The 21,554-nt window shown below is 69.0% G+C and carries 21 protein-coding genes; 4 read left to right on the forward strand and 17 right to left on the reverse strand.

Going from position 1 to position 21,554, the window contains the following annotated elements; translation table 11 throughout:
* Nucleotides 1–20: 20 nt before the first annotated feature.
* Entirely contained in the window at nucleotides 21–482 is a 462-nt protein-coding gene (locus TY25_RS10115) for a nuclear transport factor 2 family protein (protein ID WP_042255661.1), read from the reverse strand.
* A 74-nt stretch (nucleotides 483–556) separates the two neighbouring features.
* Between TY25_RS10115 and TY25_RS10120 the strand changes: the two genes are divergently transcribed.
* Nucleotides 557–1,927 (forward strand): alpha/beta hydrolase family protein, encoded by a 1,371-nt coding sequence (locus tag TY25_RS10120; protein ID WP_042255662.1) that lies wholly within the window; start codon nucleotides 557–559, stop codon nucleotides 1,925–1,927.
* On the opposite strand, the gene TY25_RS10125 is transcribed toward TY25_RS10120, so the two are convergent.
* Nucleotides 1,890–3,098, reverse strand: a complete 1,209-nt coding sequence (locus TY25_RS10125) for a TetR family transcriptional regulator (protein ID WP_226887352.1) — start codon at nucleotides 3,096–3,098, stop codon at nucleotides 1,890–1,892. The two genes, TY25_RS10120 and TY25_RS10125, sit on opposite strands and share 38 nt — an antisense overlap.
* 285 nt (nucleotides 3,099–3,383) lie before the next feature.
* Between TY25_RS10125 and TY25_RS10130 the strand changes: the two genes are divergently transcribed.
* Nucleotides 3,384–3,662 carry a LuxR C-terminal-related transcriptional regulator gene (locus tag TY25_RS10130; RefSeq protein ID WP_042255664.1) on the forward strand — a complete coding sequence of 93 codons (279 nt, stop codon included), beginning with the start codon at nucleotides 3,384–3,386 and terminating at the stop codon, nucleotides 3,660–3,662.
* Between the two features lie 12 nt (nucleotides 3,663–3,674).
* Here TY25_RS10130 and TY25_RS10135 read toward each other — a convergent pair whose 3' ends face one another.
* The 6 genes from TY25_RS10135 to TY25_RS10160 all read right to left on the reverse strand — a co-directional run bounded on the left by TY25_RS10135 (nucleotide 3,675) and on the right by TY25_RS10160 (nucleotide 10,396).
* Nucleotides 3,675–4,088 (reverse strand): hypothetical protein, encoded by a 414-nt coding sequence (locus TY25_RS10135; RefSeq protein ID WP_042255665.1) that lies wholly within the window; start codon nucleotides 4,086–4,088, stop codon nucleotides 3,675–3,677.
* Between the two features lie 240 nt (nucleotides 4,089–4,328).
* Complete coding sequence (locus tag TY25_RS10140) at nucleotides 4,329–4,874, reverse strand: hypothetical protein (RefSeq protein WP_042255666.1); 546 nt, start codon at nucleotides 4,872–4,874, stop codon at nucleotides 4,329–4,331.
* Nucleotides 4,875–4,877: 3 nt separating this feature from the next.
* A complete protein-coding gene (locus tag TY25_RS10145; protein WP_042255667.1) occupies nucleotides 4,878–5,141 on the reverse strand; it encodes a BAR domain-containing protein in 264 nt (87 codons plus the stop codon).
* 20 nt (nucleotides 5,142–5,161) lie between these two features.
* Entirely contained in the window at nucleotides 5,162–5,383 is a 222-nt protein-coding gene (locus tag TY25_RS10150; protein ID WP_042255668.1) for a hypothetical protein, read from the reverse strand.
* A complete protein-coding gene (locus tag TY25_RS10155; RefSeq protein ID WP_042255669.1) occupies nucleotides 5,380–6,285 on the reverse strand; it encodes a ParB N-terminal domain-containing protein in 906 nt (301 codons plus the stop codon). Before TY25_RS10155 ends, TY25_RS10150 begins: the two co-directional genes overlap by 4 nt.
* Entirely contained in the window at nucleotides 6,278–10,396 is a 4,119-nt protein-coding gene (locus TY25_RS10160; RefSeq protein ID WP_042255670.1) for an FtsK/SpoIIIE domain-containing protein, read from the reverse strand. The genes TY25_RS10155 and TY25_RS10160 overlap by 8 nt, the downstream gene beginning before the upstream one ends.
* A gap of 461 nt (nucleotides 10,397–10,857) precedes the next feature.
* On the opposite strand from TY25_RS10160, the gene TY25_RS44435 reads away from it, so the two are divergent.
* On the forward strand, nucleotides 10,858–11,475 hold the full coding sequence (locus TY25_RS44435) for a hypothetical protein (RefSeq protein ID WP_052382902.1): 618 nt from the start codon (nucleotides 10,858–10,860) through the stop codon (nucleotides 11,473–11,475).
* 9 nt (nucleotides 11,476–11,484) lie between these two features.
* Here the strand turns inward: TY25_RS44435 and TY25_RS10170 are convergent, their stop codons facing one another.
* Together TY25_RS10170 and TY25_RS10175 are read right to left on the reverse strand one after the other, a co-directional pair.
* Complete coding sequence (locus tag TY25_RS10170) at nucleotides 11,485–12,705, reverse strand: PucR family transcriptional regulator (RefSeq protein WP_042255671.1); 1,221 nt, start codon at nucleotides 12,703–12,705, stop codon at nucleotides 11,485–11,487.
* Nucleotides 12,706–12,800: 95 nt separating this feature from the next.
* Nucleotides 12,801–13,715 carry a sigma-70 family RNA polymerase sigma factor gene (locus TY25_RS10175; protein WP_042255672.1) on the reverse strand — a complete coding sequence of 305 codons (915 nt, stop codon included), beginning with the start codon at nucleotides 13,713–13,715 and terminating at the stop codon, nucleotides 12,801–12,803.
* A gap of 88 nt (nucleotides 13,716–13,803) precedes the next feature.
* On the opposite strand from TY25_RS10175, the gene TY25_RS10180 reads away from it, so the two are divergent.
* Complete coding sequence (locus tag TY25_RS10180) at nucleotides 13,804–14,151, forward strand: DoxX family protein (protein ID WP_042255673.1); 348 nt, start codon at nucleotides 13,804–13,806, stop codon at nucleotides 14,149–14,151.
* Nucleotides 14,152–14,159: 8 nt separating this feature from the next.
* Here TY25_RS10180 and TY25_RS10185 read toward each other — a convergent pair whose 3' ends face one another.
* The 7 genes from TY25_RS10185 to TY25_RS10215 all read right to left on the reverse strand — a co-directional run bounded on the left by TY25_RS10185 (nucleotide 14,160) and on the right by TY25_RS10215 (nucleotide 21,451).
* Nucleotides 14,160–15,746, reverse strand: a complete 1,587-nt coding sequence (locus TY25_RS10185) for a GMC family oxidoreductase (protein ID WP_042255674.1) — start codon at nucleotides 15,744–15,746, stop codon at nucleotides 14,160–14,162.
* Between the two features lie 116 nt (nucleotides 15,747–15,862).
* Nucleotides 15,863–16,441 (reverse strand): TetR/AcrR family transcriptional regulator, encoded by a 579-nt coding sequence (locus TY25_RS10190; protein ID WP_042255675.1) that lies wholly within the window; start codon nucleotides 16,439–16,441, stop codon nucleotides 15,863–15,865.
* A 24-nt stretch (nucleotides 16,442–16,465) separates the two neighbouring features.
* Nucleotides 16,466–17,935, reverse strand: coding sequence for an FAD-dependent oxidoreductase (locus TY25_RS10195; protein ID WP_042255676.1), 1,470 nt, complete (start codon nucleotides 17,933–17,935; stop codon nucleotides 16,466–16,468).
* Between the two features lie 11 nt (nucleotides 17,936–17,946).
* Nucleotides 17,947–18,351 (reverse strand): carboxymuconolactone decarboxylase family protein, encoded by a 405-nt coding sequence (locus TY25_RS10200; RefSeq protein ID WP_014984842.1) that lies wholly within the window; start codon nucleotides 18,349–18,351, stop codon nucleotides 17,947–17,949.
* The gene (locus tag TY25_RS10205) at nucleotides 18,348–19,223 is read right to left on the reverse strand and encodes an NAD(P)-dependent oxidoreductase (RefSeq protein WP_042255677.1); all 876 of its coding nucleotides are present in this window, start codon (nucleotides 19,221–19,223) and stop codon (nucleotides 18,348–18,350) included. The genes TY25_RS10200 and TY25_RS10205 overlap by 4 nt, the downstream gene beginning before the upstream one ends.
* Entirely contained in the window at nucleotides 19,220–19,969 is a 750-nt protein-coding gene (locus TY25_RS10210) for an SDR family oxidoreductase (RefSeq protein ID WP_042255678.1), read from the reverse strand. The genes TY25_RS10205 and TY25_RS10210 overlap by 4 nt, the downstream gene beginning before the upstream one ends.
* 12 nt (nucleotides 19,970–19,981) lie before the next feature.
* Nucleotides 19,982–21,451: an aldehyde dehydrogenase gene (locus TY25_RS10215; RefSeq protein WP_042255679.1), complete on the reverse strand. Its 1,470-nt coding sequence runs from the start codon at nucleotides 21,449–21,451 to the stop codon at nucleotides 19,982–19,984.
* Nucleotides 21,452–21,554 lie beyond the last annotated feature (103 nt).

Here is a 21,554-nt window from a genome sequence, read left to right on the forward strand (position 1 = left end):
CCGAGTCGCGTTGTGTGCGTTCAGCCTTCGGAATCGACCGGCGGCATCGTGCCGGTGTGCCCGTGAATCCAGATGGGCGTGATGGTGTGCCGGATGAACCGCCACCCGCGCTTGCCGCGCTCGGCTCGAAAGATGTACCGGCTGCCCAGCATTCGGTGCTCGCCGGGCCGCTCGCCCACGGGCACGAACACCGCGAGCACGTCGGCGGTCACCGTCGCCGCGGCGCCGTCCGCGGCGATCACCAGTCCGGAGACGAAATGCTGGGTGGCCGCGTATATCTCGTGGTTGCTCCGGGCGAGCTCGATGATCGCGGCGGCGCCGCTCGACCGGCCCGCGGGCGTCTCGAGCGTCGCGTCGGCGGTGTACACCTCGGCCAGACCGTCGAAGTTCCTGGTGTCCAGGCACTGGGTGACCGCCGTGACGAGATCGTGCAGGTCCGCGCGGTCGAGCAGGTCCTCGATACGCCGGGCATTCGACGTCATGTCGACAAACTAGTGCAGTCCGGGCGGTCGCGTCGAGGCAATTGTCCGCAACGGTCGCATCGGGGAGTGCGGGGATGAACGCGCTGCGACGCGCGGTGATCACGGCCTGCGCGCTCACCCGGACCACGGAGCTGCTGGCCGGGGCCACGGGCGCGCGCTGGTTCCTGCCCGAGGTGCTGGTCCCGCGGTTCGCGGCGCTGGGCGGTCTCGACGCGACGGTGTTCGCCGCGCAGCTCGCGGCGGTCCGGTCCTTCGACGACGGGCGGTGGACCGCGTACTGGCAGCGGTTGGCGGACGAGCGGCTCGCGGCGGCGTATCGAGGTCTGACGACGGTCGCAGCCGGGCAGGGGGAGCGGCTGCCGGAAGCGCACCTGCTGTTCGGGCACGGTGCCGCGTGGAGCGCCGAGCAGCTCGGCAGGCTGCTGGGGCCGGCCGCGGAGTTCGTCGGTGATCGCGGGCCCGTGCCGCGGTGCGACGCGACCGCCGGGGCGCCGCGTGCGGCCGAGCCGATCCATGCGGCGCGAATCATTGTGTTGGACAGCCTGTTGCAGGCCATCGCCTACCAGATCGTCGCCGCTTGGCCCGGCGCGACGCCGGCGCGGCTGCGAGCGTATCGGCGGGCACGGTTGCTTTCCGAACTATTGCTCACGGCGCTGGCGCCCGCGCTGGGGCTGGACGTCGCCGTGGTCGAGATATCGGCCGGGCACGAAATCGTCCGTGCCGTCACCATTTTCCCGCGCGGCACGCAGCGCTGCCCGGTGTTGCTCGTGACGAACGGGCTGGACGGTACCGTGGCGGAGCTGGCACTCCCGCTGCTGAAATATCGGCACACCGGGATCGGGTTGCTGATCATGGAGCTGCCGGGCAGTTACACCGCTGCGCGGCCGGATCCGGTGGCGGCGCCCGGGGTCTACCGCGCGGTGCTCGACTATCTGAGCGGGCACCGTCGCGTGGCCGCGGACCGAATCGCCATGTTCGGCATGAGTTTCGGCGGTTACTGGGCGGCGCGGACGGCCGCGGTCGACGCGAGGGTGCGGTGCGTGGTGTGCTGCGGTGCGCCCGCGCACCGCGCGTTCGGCCCGGCCGGCGCGTTCGGAGTGCCGGAACCAGTGCTGCGCGCCATGGGCGTCGCGCTCGGCGCGCAGACCCTGCGCCGGATCGGGGCCGAGCTCGCCACACTGTCGCTGCGCCGATGGTATGCCGACATCGGGATACCGATGCTGGTCATCGGCGGTGACTGCGACCAGGTGGTCGACACCCGGGACGCGCGGGAACTCGCGGCCGCGGTGCCGAGCGCTGCCTTGCGGCTGTATCCGGGGGACGACCACTGTGCCCCAGCGCATTTCGTGGAGTGGCTGGACACGGCCCTGCGCTGGCTGACCGTCCACCTCGGGTCGGGACAGCCCGCTATCGGCTCCGAAGTCCGTTCAGCACCAGCGTGCTGACGAATTCGGCGTTCGCGTCGGGGTCGACGGACCGGCGGGTGAAACAGCGCAGCAGCAGGGTGTTGGTGAGGAGCGCGGCGAGTTCCTGCGGGGACTGATCGTCGGCGAACACGCCCGCGCCCTGGGCCTCGGTGAGGATCGGGACGAGGAGGCCGGGGAAGTCGAGTTCGCGCCGGATCGAGATCAATCCGTCCTCCTCGGCGTAAGTGTCGTGCGCGACCGCGGCCATCAGCGCGTCCATGAACGCGCGCTCGCTGGCGACCAGGCGGGCACACCGGACGAAGTGGCGGTGCACGATCGCCACCGCGTCGTAGCCGATCGCCGCGTCGTCGGCGATATCGAGTTGCAGCGAGGCGTACGCGGGTTTCAGCGCGTCCAGGATGAGCTGGGTCTTGGTCGGGAAGATCCGTTTGGCCTTGTCCAGCGGGACCCGCGCCTCGGTCGCGATCGCCTCGATACCGGTCATGAAATAGCCGCGTTTGGTGAATTCCGTCCGGGCGGCGCTCAGCAACGCCGCGCGCGGTTCACTCGGCAGGGCGGTCGGCAGGGCGGGCGCGGCGGCCAGCGCGGTGAGCGCGTCCTCGATGTGCTCGTGCCGCTGCTCGGTGTCCACCGCGACGTTCAGCACGCCGAGCACCGCCGCGGCGACGAGTTCGGCAGGTACCGCCGCCGGCTCGACCCGACGCCGCAGGAGAAAGCCCTCCAGCAGCGCGGACAACACCACGCAGAAGCTCTCCTTGGTGAGCGGTTTACGCAGTGTCGCACCGGATTTGGCGAACAACACCTCGAAGATCGCCAGGATCAACTGATCGGTGTGCCGGTAGGTCGCCTGCAGGCCGCCACGCGGTGCGGTCGGCGCGAGCGCGTGCGCGAGCAGCCTGGTGGTCGCACTCCGGTCCGAACACGCGGCGTCGAAATGGGTGATCACCAGTTCGCGGACCGCGCGGATGCGGTCGCCGTCCGCGGCGTCGAGCGCCTGCCGCGCGCACTCGCAGACGTTGGCCGTGCGGACCCTGGCGTCATCGATCAACTGGTCGAGCACCCGGACCAGGAACCGGGATTTGGTGGCGAACTTGCGGTAGAAAGTGGCGTTCGAGGAGTTCGCCCGGTCGATCACCTCCTCGATGCGCAGGCCGCCGTCCAATAGCTTTGCGGGCTGCTCGAGCAGCACCTGCAAGCCGGCTTGGACGAGTTCGGTGGCCGCACGGTCATCGACGGGAATGAGTTTGCTCCTGACTGGCTGTTCCGCTGGCGCGAGACGCGGAGGTGTCAGTGGGTTGATCCGGACACACCGGCGAACCGTTACGGCATATCTGAGAGTGATCACTCTCGAGTGACGGCGATCGGTCCGCGCGCTGGCAGTGACGTGCGGATCATTGCGCGGTTACATAGGCGGTGTCCCCTTGGATTCGTTGTGTACCGGGGTATTTCGGATAGTGAAGCGAAGGAACGAGCGATGCGTACCGTGGCCGGAAACGAGAACGAACCGCAGCGTGCCGCGGCCGAGACCACCCCGTTGCTGAGTAGTCGCGAAACCCAGGTGCTGCTCGCGTGGTTCCACGCGGACTCCAAGAATGTCGTTGCGGCGCAACTGTTCATCGCGCTCGGCACGGTGAACACACACCTGTCCCGGATCAGGGAGAAGTACGCGGCGGCGGGCCGGCCCGCGCCCACCAAAGCGTCGCTGGTGGCGCGTGCCCTGCAGGACGGCCTCATCGGTATCGATGATCTGTGAGCACCCCGACTTTCACTCGGTGATCGTCGCGCACTGCGCCGACATCGTCGCGGCGATATCGGTTGCGGTGAGCGTCGCCGACGTGCACGCGGCGAGATATTCGGCCCAGGAGCTCTCCTGCTCCACGAAGGCCTCGGACTGCGTTGTCGCACAGAAGAACTGAGCCGAGGCCACCTTGTCGTCCAGTCCGAAGACCACGTCGACGGCCACCTCGCGCTGCGCGGCGACCGTGATCGCGGCGATCGCGCGGCGGCCGATCACATGTTTGGCGTGCACCTTCGCCAGGGTGAGATCCCGGACGCGCGGTGTACTGATCCCGACGACGTTGCCGTAGTGCCATCGGCGCCCCGCCTGCCCGCCAGCCTGTCCGGCGGCGGCGTGCACCGCGAGGATGAGCTCGCTGAGCGCCGCGGCGGCAACTGCCACCTCATACGTTTGTCGACGGTTCACCTCGGTGCCCAAACCTTCCGCCTGCGGTCGCGTTGATAGTGGCCCGGCGACCGAGTTCAGAATAAACAATGCCCTGGGAATTCCGTGGGCGCCGTTGGTCTGCAACGACGGTGCGGTCCTCGCCGGATGCCCGTTCCGTTTCGTCCGCTGACACTTGACGTTGTCACGATTCGGCAACGTTGTCTGTCGGTCGAATGCCCGACACCGTCGCGCGGGCTACCGGGGCCCGCGTCCCTCGGAGACCGGCGTCGGCAACCGCTCCAGGCCGGGCAGCGTGCCTAGCGGAATCGCTTGGGCGGCAACGAAGACGTCGGCGAAACCCACCGGCACCCGCGCGCCCACCGTACCGATGCCGAACTGCCAGGGCAGCCGCAGCGCGCCCTGCGGCCCGCTCACCCGCTTCGCGATCTGCGTGGTGGTGAAATCGGTGTCGCAGTGCGGGAAGCAGTGGACGGCGACCGCTGATCCGTCGGGCCCGTCCAAGGCCATCCACATGATCGCGCTACGGCCCGGAAAACAGCCGACATACGGCGATTCCGAGGCGAGCCGGGTGGTGTTGAAGGCCGGAGCCGCGTCGGCCAGCGCGGTGAAACAGCGGCGGATATCACCGGGGCCGTAGATCAGCAGGCTCAGCCCGGCCTGATCGAGCCCGATGAAGGTGGCCTGCTTGGGATTGCCCTCGTCGCGTGGATCGAGCAGCGCGACCCGGCCGGGTCCGGTGCTCGGGTGTGCGGTCCGCGGCCGGTGTCCGAACAGTGCCATCGCTCATCGCCCCTGGTAGCTCTGTAGGATCTGGATCTTCTTGTCCAAGTAGCGCTTCAACACGTTCGCGTTGTTGTCGAACGCGGCGACCGAGCGCAGCACCTGTTCGAGATCACGCTCGAACTGGTCCTTGACGCTGTCGCGCCACTCGGCCCCGCGCAGCGAAGAGCGCACTCGGGTGATCGCCTGGTTGATCTCCCGCTGCGACCGATCGATGTCGCCTTTGAGCTTCTTGAGCGAATCCGGGTTCGCCTGAATGGAACTCATCGTTTCTCCTTGTCGGGTTCTCAGTAGTTGGAGAGCTCGGTCAGCACGAAGTCGATGGCCATGTCGTAGGCGGTCAGCGCCTGCACGAACCGGCGTTCCTCGTCGGCCAGGGGTTGCAGTTTGCGCTCGGTCAGCCTGCGCAGCACCGTGTCGTGCCATACCTGGCCCGCGCGCTGCTCGGCCGCCGTCCTGGCGCGCCGATTCGCGTCGAATTCATCTCTGGCCCGGCGTAATCGGCTCATGCGTCCACCACCCTGGCCGGAATGCTCGCCAGGCCGAGCTGTCGCGCGATGGCGATCCGGTGAAAACCGTTGTGTACCGTGAAGCCGCCGTCGGGCCGCCGGCCGACCTGCAGGGCTTCGTCGCTGCCGAGGAACCATGTATAGGTATCCGCGTAGCTGCGCGCGCTGCAACGCCGCTCGTCCTGATCGCGGGCGCGGAAGTATTCGAGATCCTTGCCGAGGCGCAGCGCCGGGACGATCACGGTGTGGAAGGCGTTGAGCGCCCACTCGAGATCGGACTTCGACACGTCGGCGGGCAGCGGTTTGGTTCCGCCGGTCTCAGCGGTGTCGAGCGCGGACAGCGGGATCATCGCGTAGCCGGCCGGGAAACCCGCGGGCGTATCGAGCGAGACGCGTTCGGTCGCCCCTGACGGGGTGGCCGGGCCGCCGCTGGGCGCTGGGACCGCGGGTCCGTGGCCGGAGGGCATCGCGCCCACCGCGGACGAGGCGCGATTGTATGTGTCGAGGTCCTTGGCGATGAGGCCGAGCAATTGCGTCGTCTCGAGACTCAGCGCGACCCGTACCCGTGCGAATCGCCCGGCGGCCGCGGAGTATTCGGCGGTGGCGGCGGTGTACATGCGTTCCGCCCGGTGCACCGCTGCCAGGGCGCGCTCGGCGCGCTCGAGCGCCCTGCGCGGTCCGGAGCAGTCCGCGTCCTCGCTGCGGCAGCAGGCGTCGTAGGCGGCCTGCGCCTCGCGCAGCTTGCGCTCGCGTGCGCGGTTCTCCTGCGCGAGTTCCTGTTCGACCCGGCGCTGCGCGTGACCGGCGGTGCGCTCGCTGGATTCGACGTCGCGCAGATACTTGTCGAGGTCGCGGGCGAGCTGCCGCACGACCTGCGGGTCGTTGCGGGCAGTATCAGCCATGGTGGCCGCGCTCGGTTCGCAGCAGCAGTTCGAGCCATTCGGGCCCCGGAGCGGCGAAGCGCCGGACGATATCGGTGCGGGCGTTGTCGTAATCGTCCACCGCGAACTGGTTGGCGGTCAGGTTCGCCGCCACCTCCGAGTCGATCAGCACCCGGGAGTCGTCCTCGCTGGCCGGACCGAGCACCTTGAACCCGAACTGGCGCAACCCATCCGGATCGATACGGCGCTGCAGCGAGGCGTACCGGTCGGCCCAGCCGACGACGTGCAGCCCTACCTCGGGTCCGTGCCGGAGCAGGCGGGCCAGTTTGGTGCTCTCGCTGTCCTCGTCGAAGGCGTCCGGGTTCAGCTCCCGGGCACGGTGCAGACCGACGAGGAACAGCACGCGCGCGGGACCGTGGTACTCGTCGAGTTCGGTGCGCTCGGCGAGCTCGCTGAGCATGGAGTCGAGTACATCGCCGAGCTTGCGCCGGTGACAGGCCACCGCGCCGGCGGTGCAGAGCCGGGCGAACAGCGCTTCGCTGTGCTGTTCGATCGCGGCGAAATCGACGTACTCCACCCGGATGTCGGCCGCGCGCAGTACTGCGATCTGCAAAGCGAGGGTCGACAGCGCGTTCGGATCGACCACGAGCAGGTTGTTGCCGGGTTCGCGGCCGAGCCGGAGGGCCAGCGGCGGATCCAGCGACATGGGTGCGCCCATCGGCAGCACCAGCGCGGTGCGGCGGTCGGATCGGGTGAAGGTCTGCAGCGGGTAGTCCTGCGGCGCGACCTCGATATCGCCCTCGAAAACCGCAGGGCGAGCGGTGAAACCGTGTGCGTCGGCTTGCTCGCGCAACTGCGCGATCAGGGTCGCGTGCAGCTCGGCGGGCCAGTACGCGCATTGGAAGCGGTTGTTCGCCTCGGTCTGACCCGCGTGATCGTTGATGATGCCCTCGCCCGGTTTGGACAGCAGTTGCGCGTCGGCATTGCCCTCTGCGAGCAGCTGTTCGGAGTCCTGGGTGGAGCTGGCCAGCACGAGTCGATTCGGAATCTGGTTGAGCGCCGTGCGGATCTTCTGCCCGCCACCGGACACCGACTGCGAGGCCAGCAGCGTGTGCACCCCGAAGGCGCGGCCCTGCCGGATGATTCGATCGAGCAGTCCCGCGCCGCGGGTGGCGGTGGCGTCGTCCTGCTCGAGCAGCATGTGGAACTCGTCGATGATCAGCACGATGCGCGGCATCCGCTCGCCGGTGCTCTGCCGGTAACGCCCGATCTCCATCTGTCCCTGGCCCGCGTTCTTGAACAACGCGGCGCGCCGGGCGATCTCACTGTCCAGGCTCTCCAGCACGCTGATGCCGAAATCCCGGTTCGTCTCGATCGCAACGACTTTGGCGTGCGGCAGGCCCGGCGTCGCATACGGCTTGAACTCGACGCCCTCCTTGAAATCGATCAGGTAGAACTCGACCTCGGCCGGCGAGTACTGCAGCGCGATCCCGAGGATGATCGAGTGCAGCAGCACCGATTTGCCCGAGCCGGTCCGTCCGCCGATCAGCGCGCTCGACAGTGCGCCCGAGTCCAGGCGTAGCTCGGCGACGTCGGTGGCGCCCATCCGGCCGAAGCGCGCGACGATCCGATCGTCGACACTCGACTGCCACCAGGTCGCCGGGTCGTGCGGATCGGCGATGATCTCCGGTGCCTGGGTGCCCCTGGCCACCGCGCGCTCCATCGCCTGCACGGCGAGTTCGTGCACGCGTTTCGGCGCCACCTGGGTGTCACCCGAGGTCGCGAGGCTGCGTTCGATATGCGCCAGCACCTCGGCCCGGACCTGATCCGACGGCAGCGGATACGGGCGCAGCCGCCAGTCGAGTTCGCCGCGGGTGACGTACTGGGCCGGTCGCACCCCCGTGGGCAGTTGCAGCCGCGCCACCAGTCCGGTGTCCTGGCGGCCGGTGAACGCGGTCGCGAGTGAATCGAGCGAGGTGGTGGCGGAATCGGTGGTGGCGGCGATCAAGACCCCCGCGCGGCGGCCGACGGTCGCCAGGCGTTCGAGGCGTTTGAGCGACTCGTCGTCGTATATCCGGCCGTCGCGGGTGAACGCGTGCGGATGATCGAACAGCAGCAGCAACCGGTAAGGCTCGGCGACCTCGCCCGCGGCCCGGTTGTAGGCGGTCAGGGTTTCGTGCGTGCCCTGCAGGTACTTCTGCGTGACGAAAGCGACGTGGTTCTCCAGCTCGGTGAGCAACTCGTTGACATTGTGTGAGCCCCAGACCTTTTGGCCGTAGATCTGCTCGCCCGCCTCGCCGACGCCGTAGAGGAAGTTCATCGACGCACCGACCTTCATCGGGTCGACCACATCGATCTTCAATCGGCCCGCGGGCAGTGTCGCGAGCATGTCCAAGGTCAGGTTCTCCACGACCGCGGTCGAATCCGTGACGATCCCGCCGGTGTCGTCCAGATCGAGCAGCACCGGGATCGGGGGAGTCGACTCCTCCAGCGGAAGGGTGAACGTGTGCTCGTGTTTGCCGCCCGGCGGTGCCGGGACCGTCAGCTCGGTGTGGATGCGCGCCTGAGTCAGCCGAATCAGGCCGAGCGGGAAGACCATCCGGGTCGGCGGGGACGCTGCGATGGTGGTCGCGTCCGCGACCGCCTGCCAGACGGGCGTGGCCTCGCCGGGGCACGGGGTGATCGCGCCCAGTTCGACGGCGACATACTGATCGGTCATGCGCGTGATCGCGCCGCTCATCTGCCTGCGGAACTGGGCGAAGACGTCGGTGAACAGCTTGGCGGTCTTGTGCTGCGCGGTCAGTTCGGCGTCGCGAACCGCGGCGTCGTAGCGGCCGAGCACGGTCGCGGCGGTGTCGACCAGCTCCCGGCGTTGCTGCGCACGGCCGTTCGAGGTCACCCGGATCCCCGCGCCGCGCACCGCCTCGGTCGCCGCGGCCGCGTCGATCAGCCAGTGTTCGGCACTGACCTCCGGGTTGCTGCCGGAATAGCCGGGCCGCGGGGCCGGTTCGCGCTCATACCAGTTCGCCGGAAGCAGATTGGTGAACGCCTGCGTGCGATACTTGTGCAGCACGTCGCCCCGCACGGTTTCGTAGGCGTTCCACAGCAATTCGCGATCCTGCGCCAGTTCATGCTGAATCCGCTGTACCCCATCGCTCGTCGACGGCATACTCGACACCGCATTCGTGACAACGGCCCGCAGCAATCGCGCAATCGAAGCCGCAGCCTCCCCCTTGACCCGATCGACCACGGGCGCAAGCTCGGTGCGCCGAGCCAGCACGGGAACCCTTGCTCCATCCAAGGTTTCACCCCCCGACGTGTTCGCCCGCCCCGCTGCCCCCGAGGCATACGCCCCTGTGCGCGGTGGCGGCGTTCGCGGGGGCGCGTCAGACGGCGACGCAGCAGCGGAGGCTGAGGCACGCACAGGGGGCGTTGCCGCCCCCGCCGCGGAAACCTCAGTGGAGGCATGGCGCTCGGGCGCGCGCAGCCCCCGGCTACTGCGGTCGCGGCGGGCCTTCGTGGTGGGCATTGCGGGGGCTGCCGGTGGCGCGGTCGGTGGCACCCCGGATGGAGGCGGAGGAGCGGCGGCTGCGGGTGCGGGGCGGCTCTGTGGCGTGGCGGCGTCGAACGCTTGTGTTCGGTCTGCTGCCGGGGTGGGCGGGGCGACGGTCGTGTCGAAGCCGAAATCGCCTGCTGCGCCGGTCAAGCCGGCTTCGTAGCCTTGGCCGACGGCGCGGAGTTTCCACTGTTCGTTGCGGCGGTAGACCTCGCAGACGATTGCCGCGGTTTCCGCAGTGGCGGGGGGCATCGTGAAGGTTGCGGCGGTGGCGCCGGCGGGGCCGGTCACGGTGAGTTCGAGGGCGGGCAAGGGGGTGTCGGCGACTGTTGCCAGAACCACCATGCGCTGCACCGTGTTCGATACGGCGAGGAGGTCGAGGTGCACGGCCGATTCGGCGAAAGACACCGGCCCGGGGCCGGGGGAACCGTGGTGGCGGAAGTCGGTGGGGGTGGCGACGCGGTCGTCGGCACCGAGCATCGCGACATACAGTGCGGGGGTGCCGGACTCGCTGCTGAGCCGCAGATCGACGGCGGTGCCGTGCAGCGGCGTGTTCTGTCCCTTCGCCAGCTGCATCGTGACTCCTTCTGCGCGCGTCCGGTTCCACGGACACCACCTAGTTGTTCTTGCCGATTATCGGGTGGCGGCACCCGCGCTGGCTGTCCGCTGAACAGCGGACAACGCTGCCGACCAGGGCAATTCGGCACCACCCTGTCCGGCAATCGACCGACACCGGCGCCCGCGCACACCCCATAGCATCGAGACATAGAAGCGCGGCCGCCGAACACCCGGCCCGTGCGCGCACCCGAGGGGAACGCATGCAAGATCTCAGCGACCCGTCGAACCCGTCTCGACCACGCGTCACCCTGCACAAAACCCCGCCCGCCCCTGAATCGCCACCATTCCCCGCGCGCACGAGTGCCACCACCCCCGCGCCACGTGAGCCGTCTGGAGCGTTTCCGCAGGGTGGTGTCGACTATGCGGCTACGTCCCCGCCCCGTGGGGCGTTTCCGGAGAGTGGGCGTATCGATGCGCCTGTGGTGGTGCCGACGGGGCCGCGGTTGACGTTCGCTCCTCGAACGGATTTGCGGCGCAGACCTTCTGGGCTGCTGGTCGGGCTGGTGGTCGCGGCGCTCATGCTTGCGGTGCCGGTGGTGTTGTTGTTGCGGGATCAGGGGCGGGAGGACAGGGCGGCGGGTTCGGAGGTAGCCGCTTCGTCGGTGGTGGCGGGTGTGCGGGTGGGGGCGACCACCACGGCAAGCGTTGATCCGGAAACGGCGGGGCTGAACGGATTACAGGCGCGGGTGGCGGCGGATCAGCCGGTGGTCGCTCGCGAACTCGGCGAGCGGTGGGTGCCGCAGGTGAGCTCGAAGCGTTACGGGCTGGTGGCCGAAGGCATTACCTGGCGGCACGCCGAAATCCTGCGCGAGCACGAGGAATTGCGCGCCCGCTATCCGATGGCACGGCTGCTGTGGTCGGGCGCCTGGTCGACCTTCAGCTACCCGGACTTCTGGATCACGGTCATCGGCATCGGTTTCCCGACTGCGGGTGGTGCGATCAGCTGGTGTGCCGGCCACGGATTCGACCGCGACCACTGTTACGCCAAGCTGATCAGCACCACCCATCCGGTAGAGGGGAGTACCGGATATCAGTGAGGCACTGCCTCAGGTCATCCGGTAACTGCGCGCCACCAGCGCCGAGCGCAGGTACCACAGGCCGGAGGGCTGGGACGGGTCGAAGCCGGTGAGCTGGCCGATCCGTTTGAGCCGGTAGTCGACGGTGTTGGTGTGCACGTGCAGCACCCGCGCCGTGCGTTGCCGGTTGAGGTTGTTGCCGATGTGGCGCTGTAGCGTCTCCAGCAGTTCGGGATGCTCGTCGAGCGGGTCGAGCAGTTGCCCGAGGTATTCGCGGCCGGGCCCGGGGCGGGTGAGCTGGTACTCGAGCGCGAGTTCGTCGAACCGGTACAGCCCGGCCACCGCTTCCAACCGCTGCACCATGTCGAGCAGTTCGTGGGCCTGGTCGGCGGCGTTCGGGATCTGCTCGGGCGTGGCCTCGACCATGGTGGCGGTGATGCCGACCTGCGCCGCGTGCGTCAGCTGGTTCACCAGGGTGTCGTAGCCTTCATTGTCGAAGGTGGCCGAGGGGATCAGCACGGTGCCGCCGTCGACGCTGAGCAGCGACAGCGCGCTCTCGCCGCAGCGGGTCGCGAGCTCGGCCTGCACCCGGCGCAGTTTGCGGCGGGCCACCACCTGGTTGTCGATCATCGGGTTCTGTTCCTCGCGATGCGGCGGAATCGCCACGGCGAGTACGGCGTACGAGGGCGCGATGGCGATCCCGCATTCGCGCGCCATGGTGGAGGTGCTGTGCCCGCCGAGCAGCGCGGAGGTCAGGGTGTGTACCGCGGTGTGGTGTTCGCTGACCACCGACCGCAGTTCCCTGATGTAGGCGACCGAGATCGCCGAGCTGATCATGTCGAGGATTTCCAGGACCATCTTGGCGCCGTCGACCAGGCTGTCGTAGTCCTTGATCGAGGCGTCGGAGACCACCAGGTCCAGGCCCATCTTGAAGCCCTCGTGGATGGAGTGGTGGATGGTGTCGATCGGCACGCCCTCGCGCGCCCAGCCCGCCGCGGCGTCCTGGATGCGCTGCAGTTTCTCCGGGATGTCCTGGCCGTCGAGCATGCTGACCGCGAACTCCAGGCAGACCCGGGTGATGGTCGTGACATCGCCGGAGATGGCGTCGGAGGGCAGCGTGCCACAGGGGATGACGTTGGCCACGAAGTGGCCGACCATTTGACGGGATAACGCGCGAACGTCCTTGAGTGGGGACGACATCGGCTTCCCGGCGAGCGTAAGACTCTGCCGGGCCGAACTGTCGATCGACATTGACGACTCCTTCCGCCCCCGGATATAGCTGTGCGGCGCATTCACACTAATCGTTCGATGCTGGTAGCGGAACGAATCGCGGTCTTCTCTACGTCTCACAGAGACTGGTCGGTCGGTGGTTGTGACGGGTCACAAGCGGGCAATACGCCCAAGTCGAGGGCGCGCAGGCGTGCCGGATCGGCGATCACCTCGTAACCCGCGACCCGTTCGGCGCGCACCGTGACGACGAGCGCGAGCAGCAGCTTCCCGCGCGGCGCGACCACCAGGCCCACGGCGCCGTCTACCAGCGCGAGCGCCGCCACCCGGGAACGGCGTTGCAGCAGTACGGTTTCCCGCGCCACCGCCTGCGCGCCGCGCACGATCGCCGCCATGCCCGCGGGCAACGCGGCGGGGTCGGCCACGCGCACCACGTCCGGGGCGAGCACGGCGAGCAGCGCGGCCAGGTCGCCTTCGCGCGCGGCGGCGAGGAACGCCCCGACCACCCGGCGCTGTTCGGCGAGTTCGGTTGTCGTCGGCCGGGTTTCCCCGCGGGTGCGCTGCCGGGCCCGGCTGGCCAGCTTCTTCGTCGTCGCGGGCGTGCGGCCCACGATCGGCGCGATCTGTTCGAACGGCACGGCGAACAGATCGTGCAGCACGAACGCCACCCGTTCGTCCGGGTGCAGCGTATCCAGCACCACCAGCAGGGCCCGGCCCACCGCATCGATCAGCAGGGCTTCCTGTTCCGGGTCGGTGTCGTAGGCGGTGTCGCCCAGCTCGGCGCGCGACTCCAGCGGGTCCTCGCGGCGGGCGGCACGGGCGCGCAGCATGTCCAGGCAGATCCGGGACAGCACCGTGGTGAGCCAGCCGATCAGATTGTCGGGCTGGACCGCGTCGTCCTTGGCCAGGCGCAGCCAGGTTTCCTGCACCGCGTCCTCGGCTTCGGCGACCGAGCCGAGCATGCGATAGGCGATCGCGCCGAGCCGGGCGCGGTGCGACTCGAAGCGCCGGGCCAGCACGTCCTGGTTCGGCATCGGTCACCTTTCCGTTCCGGCACTCGTCACATGGTCGAGGGATCCACGATCGCAGACGATCCCGCACCGAAAACAGGAGGGTCCGACCATGTCCACTGCCTATGTCCTCGTCACCCTGGCCGCCGCGGCCGCCATGCTGCTCGCCGGCGGGATCGACGTGTTCCGCGCGGAGTGGGTGCGCGCGAACATGACGAGCTACGGCCTGCAGGAGTGGACGCTCTACCCCTTGGCCGCGATCAAGGTGGCCGGTGCGCTGGGCCTGCTGGCCGGGTTCGTGTTCCGGCCGCTGGGCTTGGCCGCGGGGATCTGCCTCGTGCTCTACTTCCTCGCCGCATTCGTGACCGTGCTGCGCGCCCGCGCGTACGCCGACCTCGGCTACCCGCTGCCTTATCTCGCGCTGGCCGCCGGTTCGGTCGCGTTGTACGCGCTGACCTGACCTGCCGCTCAGCCGTTGCGGATGAACCGGGCCGCTTGCTCGCCGATGAAAACGGCGGGCGCGTGCGTGTGCCCGCGGATCAGCATCGGCATGACCGAGGCGTCCGCCACGCGAAGTCCTTGCACGCCACGCACCTCCAGGTGCGGCGTGACGACGCTGGCGGCGTCGGTGCCCATCCGGCAGGTGCCGACCGGGTGATACAGGGTGTGCGAGTAGCCGTTCAGCGTCAGCTCCAGGGTGGCCTCGAGGTCGCCGGGTGCCTGGGGCGGATAGATCAACGGGCCGAGTACGGCCCGCATCGCCGGGGTTTCGGCGATATCGGCACAGATGCGCAGCCCCGCCATGATCGCGGCCCGGTCGGCGCCCGCGCTGTCGGAGAGATAGCGCGGGTCGATCACCGGTTTGGCGGCCGGATCCGGCGCCGAGAGGGTGATGCGGCCCCGGCTGTGCGGGCGCAGCAGCACGGTCGCCAGGATGACGCCGTGTTCGGTCGGGTCGACGAGACCTTCGTGATAGAAGGGCGCGGGCGCGTAGAGCAGTTCCAGGTCGGGAATGTCGAGATCCGGTGTGCTGCGCACGAAGCCGTACGCCTCGGCGACATTCGAGGTGAGCATGCCGCGATGCCGGAGGAAGTAGTCGAGCAGCTGACGCGGCTTCTCCGCCCCGAACAAGGTATCGCCCGCGGCACCGTAACCGATGCCCGCGACGAGATGGTCCTGCAGGTTGGCACCGACCTCCGGGGCATGGTGCAGCGTGCGAATACCCTGGCGCGCCAACTCGTCCCGGTCGCCGATGCCCGAAAGCATCAGCAGCTGCGGGCTGTTGATCGCGCCTCCGCACAGCACCACTTCGCGGCGCGCGGTCACCGTGTGCGGCCCGCCGCCCTGGTGATATTCGACGCCGATCGCGCGGGTTCCGTCGAACAGCACCCTGGTGGCGAGTGCTTCAGAGCGCACGGTCAGGTTGGGCCTGCGCAGCGCGGGGCGCAGGTAACCGTCGGCGGTGCTCCACCGTCGCCCGCCGCGCTGGGTGACCATGGTCTGGGTGAAGCCTTCCGGCTCCGGTCGATTCGCCGGTTCGACCCCGAATCCGGCCTCCTGCACCGCCGCCAGATACGCCGCGGTGGACGCGCGGGGGCTGCGCTGGCGCGACACGTGGATCAAACCGTCGGCGCCCTCGTCGGGATACTGTGCGTCCTCGACCTTTTCGATCCGCCGGAACTGGTCGACCGCAGCCGCGAAGCCCCATTCCTCGCCGGCCAGCAGGGCCCACTCGTCGTAGTCGGCGCGGAATCCCCGCACCCACATCATCGCGTTCATCGACGACGAGCCGCCGAACATCTTGCCGCGCGGCCAGTAGATCTGCCGGTTCTTCAGTTCCGGCTGCGGCTCGGTGAGGTAGTCCCAATCCACCTCGGAGCGAAACAGCTTCGCGAATCCGGCCGGGATGTGCGCGAATTTGTTCTTGTCCCGCGGACCCGCTTCCAGCAGCACCACCGAGACGCCCGGGTCGGCGCTGAGCCGGTTCGCCAGCACCGCCCCCGCGGACCCGGAACCGACGATCACGTAATCCGCAGTAAGCCCACCTGGTTGCACTGTCCCACTCCGATCCGCGCTGCCTATGAGCAAGATACGAGCAACACGGGATACGGGGTTCGATTTCGCTATAACCGGAGCCAAGTCACACCGGCATGCGTCGAACCGTGCCGGTCCTATCGCAGGATGAGCAGAGCCGACTTCTCGATCCGGTCGGCGATCTCGGAATAGGAGCCATACCCCATGCCCGCGCGCACCAGCGCGCCTGCGTACAGCAGTTCCAGGGATTCCACGACATCGGGGTCCGGGTCCGGGCCGAGTGCGCGGATGATCCGGGTGCGGATCTCGGCGCCGATGCGGCCGCGCAGGTGCTCGACATCGGGGTCGCGGCCGAGCAACGCGCTGGTGACCGCGCCGGACAGCTCCTGCTCGTCGGCGACCAGCATGGCGATGTTGCGCAGTTCGGCGACGACCCGAACGGTCGCGTCGGGGTCCTCGCTCGCGGGCGAGGGCGCGGACATCAAACGCCGCCAGAAGATCTCGGCGACGAGGTGCTCCTTGGAGGAGAAGTAGGTGTAGGCGGTCGCGGCGCCGACTCCTGCGGCGGCCGCGACCATCCGGATGGTCATGCCCGCAAAGCCTTCGCGGGCAAGCACTTCCACCGCCGACCTGGTGAGCTTGTCGACGGTGTCGGCTTGCTTCCCGGACAACCTGCGCCGGGTCGCCTCGAGCGTGATGGACTCGGGTTCGGACATGTGACCGGATCCTACTACGGCCGGTCAGTTCTTGGCCGCGGCGAGACCCGCCCTGCGGCCGTAGAAACTGCCGTCACCCAGCGACGCGCCGCTCACGTACCCGCCCGCGCAGAGCCCCGAGGTGCACCGCCCCGCGGCGTAGAGCCCGGGGATCGGCGCACCGGAGACGTGCAGCACCCGCGAATCCAGGTCGGTGCGCAGCCCGCCGAGCGTGAAACCCGCGGTGAAGCCCCGCATGTCGAACGCGGCCAGCGAACCGCGCAGCGGCCGTACCCATTCCGGCTTCTTCCCGAGCAGCGGGTCCTTGCCCGCGGCGGCGTGCAGGTTGTAGCAGTCGACGGTCGCCTGCAAGGCGAGTTCGGGCAGACCCATGTCGGCCTCGAGTTCCGCGACCGTCTCCGCCGCCCAGGTCGGTGGTTGCCGGAAGAACGGGGTCGAAGTCTCGGTCGCGAGCCCGGCCTCGTAGGCGGTCTCGTCGATGACGAGGAACGCCTGGTTCTCCTGCTGGATCAGCGTCGCCTGCCCGATCCGGCCGGGATAGGTGTCCTCGGCGATGAACCGCTGCCCACGACCGTTGACCAGGATGCCGCGCGCGAGCAACTGCGGGTCGCCGAAGAACGCCACCTCGGTCGCGTCCATGTGCGCCAGCTCCGCGCCGAGCGCCTGGGCGACCCGGATGCCGATGCCGTCGTGCTCCTCGATCGCGGCGGCCGGCCGGCCGATCAGCCGCGGCGCGTAGCCCTCGATCATCTGCTGGTGATAGGCGAAACTACCGGTGGCGAGAACGAGTCCGCGCTCGGCGCGGATCGCCACCTCCTTGCCGTAACGCCGGGCGATCACCCCGACCACCCGATCGTCGTCGTCCACCACCAACCGGCCGATGCGCAGGTCGTATTCGACTCGGACACCGAGGGATTCGGCGGTTTCCGCAAGCGGTTTCATCAGCATGTAGCCGCCGCTCTTCCGGCCGATCTTCTTGTCCGCCATCTGCGGAACATGGCCGCGCGGTGCGGGTTTGGCGAGGGCATTGAACGGCGCGGCGTTCTCGCCGCCGGAATACATCAGCCCCTCGTCGTGCGGCGGCTCCCAGCCCGGCTCGCCCCAGAAGGCTTCGCGGAACGGCACCCCGTTGGCCACCAGCCAGTTGTAGTGCTCGACGCTGCCCTGGCAGTAGTCGGCGATTTTGGCCTGGTCCACGCCGGGGCCCAGCGCCGCGAGCAGGAAGGTCTCCATGTTCTCCGGCGTGTCCTCGAAGCCGAGCGCCTGCTGCAGGGGCGTGCCGCCGCCGAGGTAGATGAACCCGCCCGCCATCGCCGCCGCGCCGCCCCAGCCGCCGGTCCGCTCCAGGATCAGCACCTCGGCGCCCGCGCGCGCCGCCTCGATCGCCGCGCAGACCCCGGCGATGCCGTATCCGGCGACGACGACGTCGGCCCGCAGGTCCCACTCGGTGACGGCGCTCGCGCGCAAGGGGCGAAGGGCATTGGCATCGGTCATGTTTCGTTCCTTCACTCGGTGCGGTCGTCGTGCTCGGCGCGGGCGGCCTTCTGCTGCTGCGCCACAATCTTGCCCACCAGGAGGTCGAGTTTGGTGCCGTTCGGCCACCCGACGTAGTGGCAGAGGAACACCGCGATCTCGTGCAGTTGCTCCTCGGTGAGTTCGTCGTTACGCAGCGCCGCGCCGATCTGGATGCCCGCCGTGTCGATGGCGCCCTGCGCGGTGAGCGCGCCGAGCAGCAACAGCCTGCGGTCGCGGATCGACAGCGCGGTGCGCGACCAGATGTCGGCGAAGAGATGGTCGGCGGTGACGGCGAAGTGACTGCCGGGGTAGTCCTGGAATTCGGTGCCGTAGACCTCGGCCATCTTGGCCAGGCCGCGCCGGCGGGTGGTCTCGGCGGAACCGTTGTCGGTCATGCGGATTCCCTTTCGGAGGTCGAAGCGCCGACGCCGAGGCCGGTCCCCAGGTGGGCGCGGGCGAGTTCGGTCAGCGGCAGCGCCACGTCGAGGCGGGCACCGAGGTCGAGCGCGAGCCCGAGGTCCTTCTCGCCGAGATCGCGCACGTGCCGCAGGATGGGTAACCAGAAGTCGCCCTCGGCGATCGGGGCGGTGCGGTCGCGGAGCATGATGGCGCCGGGTCCGCCGGTGACGGCGTCGGAGTGGCGCACCACCTTGCCCAGTGTCGTGAGGTCGAGGCCCGCCGCCTCGGCGAGCCGCTGCGCCTCGGTCGCGGCGGTGAAGGCGACGAAATGGAGTATGTTGCGTGCCAGCTTCATTCGTGTTCCGGCACCCACCGGCCCGGCGTGCACGATCAGATCGGCGAAGCAGCCGAACGGCTCTCGCACCGCGGCGAAGGCCGACTCGGTGCCGCCGATGAGCACCGCGAGCCTGCCCTTCGCCGCGCCGGGCGCACCGCCGCTGATCGGTGCGTCGACGAATTCGACGCCGTGCGTAGCGCATTCGGCGGCGAGCTGCTCTGCCGTCTGATCACTGATCGTGGAGTGCACGGCCACCACGGTGCCCGGCGCGGCGGTGCGCAGCACTCCTTCGGGGCCGGTGAGTACCTCGCGTACTTGATCGTCGTCCACGACCGCCACCGAGATCACGGCCGCCTGCTCGGCGAGTTCGGCCGCGGTCCCGGCCACGGCGGCACCGGCCTCGACGTACTGCTGTACCGCCGCCGGACGCACGTCGCAGACCGTCAGCCCACCCGGCCAGGCGAGCAGCCGCCGCGCCATCGGCCCGCCCATGGCGCCCAGCCCGATGAAGCCGATCCGATGGTGGTTCATGACCGGAACACCTGCCCGCCATCGACATTGAAGATCTGCCCGGTGATCCAGCCCGCCTCGTCGGAGAGCAGGAACAGGCACGCGCCGACCAGATCGGCGGGTGTGCCCATGCGCTGGATCGGCAACCGCTTGACCATCTCCGACACGATCGGCTCCGGCGTGACGGCCTTCGTCGCCGCGGTGTCGATCGGTCCGGGCGCGATGGCGTTGATCCGGATCTTCGAACCGCCGAGCTCGAACGCGAGCTGCTGGGTGAGACCGTTGACGCCGACCTTGGCCAGCCCGTAGAAGCTCGAGTACATCCATGCGGCGGTGGACGATTGGTTGACGATCGAGCCGCCTTTCTTGCGCATATGCGGCCAGACGGCCCTGGTCATGGTCAGCGCGCCGTCCATGTTCACGCTCATGAAGGTCTTGTAGTAGTCCCACGGCACGGTCAGCAGGAGGTTGACCTTCATTTCGCCGTAGATCGCCGCGTTGTTGACCAGGTGGTCGATGCCGCCGAACTCGGCGACGGTGAATTCCGCCAGCGCCGCGGCGGATTCGGGATCGGCCACATCGACCTGACCGAAGACCGCGGTGCCGCCGTCGGCCGCGATCTTTTCCGCCGTGGCCCGGCCCGCCTCGGCATTCTTGTCGGCGACGACGACTTTCGCCCCCTCGGCGGCCAGCGCCGCGGCGTAGGCCGCGCCGATGCCCTGGGCCGCGCCGGTGACGATGACGGACCTTCCCGTGAATCGGGTCATGATTGTGCTCCTTTATCCGGCGGTCGCGATGAGCTTGGTCTCCAGGTACTCCTCGAACCCGGCCACGCCCATCTCGCGGCCGATGCCGGACTGCTTGTAGCCACCGAACGGTGCGTCGGCGGAATACCAGACGCCGCCGTTCACGCTCAGGGTCCCGGTCCGCACCCCCTCGGTGACGCGGCGGATCCGCTCGGGGTCGGTGCCCCACACCGAGCCGGACAAGCCGTAGGGGGAGTCGTTCGCGATCCGGACGGCGTCCTCGTCGCCGTCGTAGGGCAGCACCACCAAGACCGGGCCGAAGATCTCCTCCTGCGCGACGGTGGCCGAATTCGGCACGTCCGCAACGAGTGTCGGCTCGAAATAGAAGCCGCGTGGGCGGTCTTTCGGCCTGCCGCCGCCGACCACCACGCGGCCGCCCTCGGCGCGCGCGATCTCCAGGTAGTGCTCCACGCGCGCCCGTTGCCGCTCGGAAATGAGCGGACCGCAGACGGTGCGCGGATCGGCCGGATCGCCGGGTTTGATTCCGGCGAGCGTCGCGGCGGCGGCGGCCACCGCGTCGGCGTAGGCCGCGCGCGGCACCAGCAACCGGGTGGTGATGGCGCAGCCTTGTCCGGCGTGCACGCACACCGAAAACGCCGCCACCGCACAGGCTGCCGCGATATCCGCGTCGTCGAGCACGATGAACGCCGATTTACCGCCCAGCTCCAGAAAGGTCTTCTTCAGTGTCGCCGCGGCGCCGTGCGCAACGGCCCGGCCGGTCTGGGTGGAGCCGGTGAAGCTGATCAGATCCACCAGCGGGTGTTCGGTGAGTCGCGCACCGAGACCGTGGTCCGCCGACGTCACGATGTTCACCACGCCGGCGGGGATATCGGTCTGCTCCGCGATGATCGCGCCGACCGCCGCGGCGCACCACGGGGTATCGGGAGCGGGCTTGAGCACCACCGTGTTCCCGGCGGCGAGGGCCGGGCCGAGTTTGGCGAAGACGATCTGGTGCGGGAAGTTCCAGGGGGTGATCGCGCCCACCACGCCGACCGGCTCCCGCCGCAGGACTCTGCGGGTCTTGATGCCCATCGGCGCGGCGAGGCCGAGATCGGTTTCCCACGAATATGTTTCGGCCATGGTCGCCGAGTAGGTCAGGTCCGCGATCGGCCCTTCCAACTGTGGCCCCCGGGTGAACATCGCGGGCGCGCCCGCCTCGGCGATGGTGAGTTCGCGCAGGTCTTCGAGCCTGGATTGCAGTGCGGTGCGCAGCTGTTCGAGGCAGTGCGCGCGAAATCCGTGCTCGCGGGACCAGTCGGTCTCGTCGAAAGCGGTGCGGGCCGCGGTGACGGCGGCGTCCAGGTCGGCAGTATTCGCGTTGGCGGCCTGCCCGAGGACCTGTTCGGTCGCCGGGTTCACCGTACTGAAGACTCCGTCACCGCCCGGGATCAGCTTGCCGCCGATCAGCTGCCGTGCCCCGGCCCCGGGCATAAGGCTGTTCATGCATTGCTCCGATGCTGTCTGGACAGGTGTACGGAATATAGGCTCAACCGTCGAACTTGGGCAAGAACTCGTTCTATTTCTGTCATTCTGCGCGATGCGGTAC

Source organism: Nocardia brasiliensis NBRC 14402 (assembly GCF_000308475.2).
GTDB classification, from domain to species: Bacteria; Actinomycetota; Actinomycetes; order Mycobacteriales; family Mycobacteriaceae; genus Nocardia; species Nocardia brasiliensis.

What these genes read in the sequence shown, in the direction of transcription:
- TY25_RS10115 (WP_042255661.1), bottom strand. Translation starts at nt 482, where the DNA reads ATGACGTCGAATGCCCGGCGTATCGAGGACCTGCTCGACCGCGCGGAC.
- TY25_RS10120 (WP_042255662.1), top strand. Translation starts at nt 557, where the DNA reads ATGAACGCGCTGCGACGCGCGGTGATCACGGCCTGCGCGCTCACCCGG.
- TY25_RS10130 (WP_042255664.1), top strand. Translation starts at nt 3,384, where the DNA reads ATGCGTACCGTGGCCGGAAACGAGAACGAACCGCAGCGTGCCGCGGCC.
- TY25_RS10140 (WP_042255666.1), bottom strand. Translation starts at nt 4,874, where the DNA reads ATGGCACTGTTCGGACACCGGCCGCGGACCGCACACCCGAGCACCGGA.
- TY25_RS10145 (WP_042255667.1), bottom strand. Translation starts at nt 5,141, where the DNA reads ATGAGTTCCATTCAGGCGAACCCGGATTCGCTCAAGAAGCTCAAAGGC.
- TY25_RS10150 (WP_042255668.1), bottom strand. Translation starts at nt 5,383, where the DNA reads ATGAGCCGATTACGCCGGGCCAGAGATGAATTCGACGCGAATCGGCGC.
- TY25_RS10155 (WP_042255669.1), bottom strand. Translation starts at nt 6,285, where the DNA reads ATGGCTGATACTGCCCGCAACGACCCGCAGGTCGTGCGGCAGCTCGCC.
- TY25_RS10160 (WP_042255670.1), bottom strand. Translation starts at nt 10,396, where the DNA reads ATGCAGCTGGCGAAGGGACAGAACACGCCGCTGCACGGCACCGCCGTC.
- TY25_RS10170 (WP_042255671.1), bottom strand. Translation starts at nt 12,705, where the DNA reads ATGTCGATCGACAGTTCGGCCCGGCAGAGTCTTACGCTCGCCGGGAAG.
- TY25_RS10175 (WP_042255672.1), bottom strand. Translation starts at nt 13,715, where the DNA reads ATGCCGAACCAGGACGTGCTGGCCCGGCGCTTCGAGTCGCACCGCGCC.
- TY25_RS10180 (WP_042255673.1), top strand. Translation starts at nt 13,804, where the DNA reads ATGTCCACTGCCTATGTCCTCGTCACCCTGGCCGCCGCGGCCGCCATG.
- TY25_RS10190 (WP_042255675.1), bottom strand. Translation starts at nt 16,441, where the DNA reads ATGTCCGAACCCGAGTCCATCACGCTCGAGGCGACCCGGCGCAGGTTG.
- TY25_RS10195 (WP_042255676.1), bottom strand. Translation starts at nt 17,935, where the DNA reads ATGACCGATGCCAATGCCCTTCGCCCCTTGCGCGCGAGCGCCGTCACC.
- TY25_RS10200 (WP_014984842.1), bottom strand. Translation starts at nt 18,351, where the DNA reads ATGACCGACAACGGTTCCGCCGAGACCACCCGCCGGCGCGGCCTGGCC.
- TY25_RS10205 (WP_042255677.1), bottom strand. Translation starts at nt 19,223, where the DNA reads ATGAACCACCATCGGATCGGCTTCATCGGGCTGGGCGCCATGGGCGGG.
- TY25_RS10210 (WP_042255678.1), bottom strand. Translation starts at nt 19,969, where the DNA reads ATGACCCGATTCACGGGAAGGTCCGTCATCGTCACCGGCGCGGCCCAG.
- TY25_RS10215 (WP_042255679.1), bottom strand. Translation starts at nt 21,451, where the DNA reads ATGAACAGCCTTATGCCCGGGGCCGGGGCACGGCAGCTGATCGGCGGC.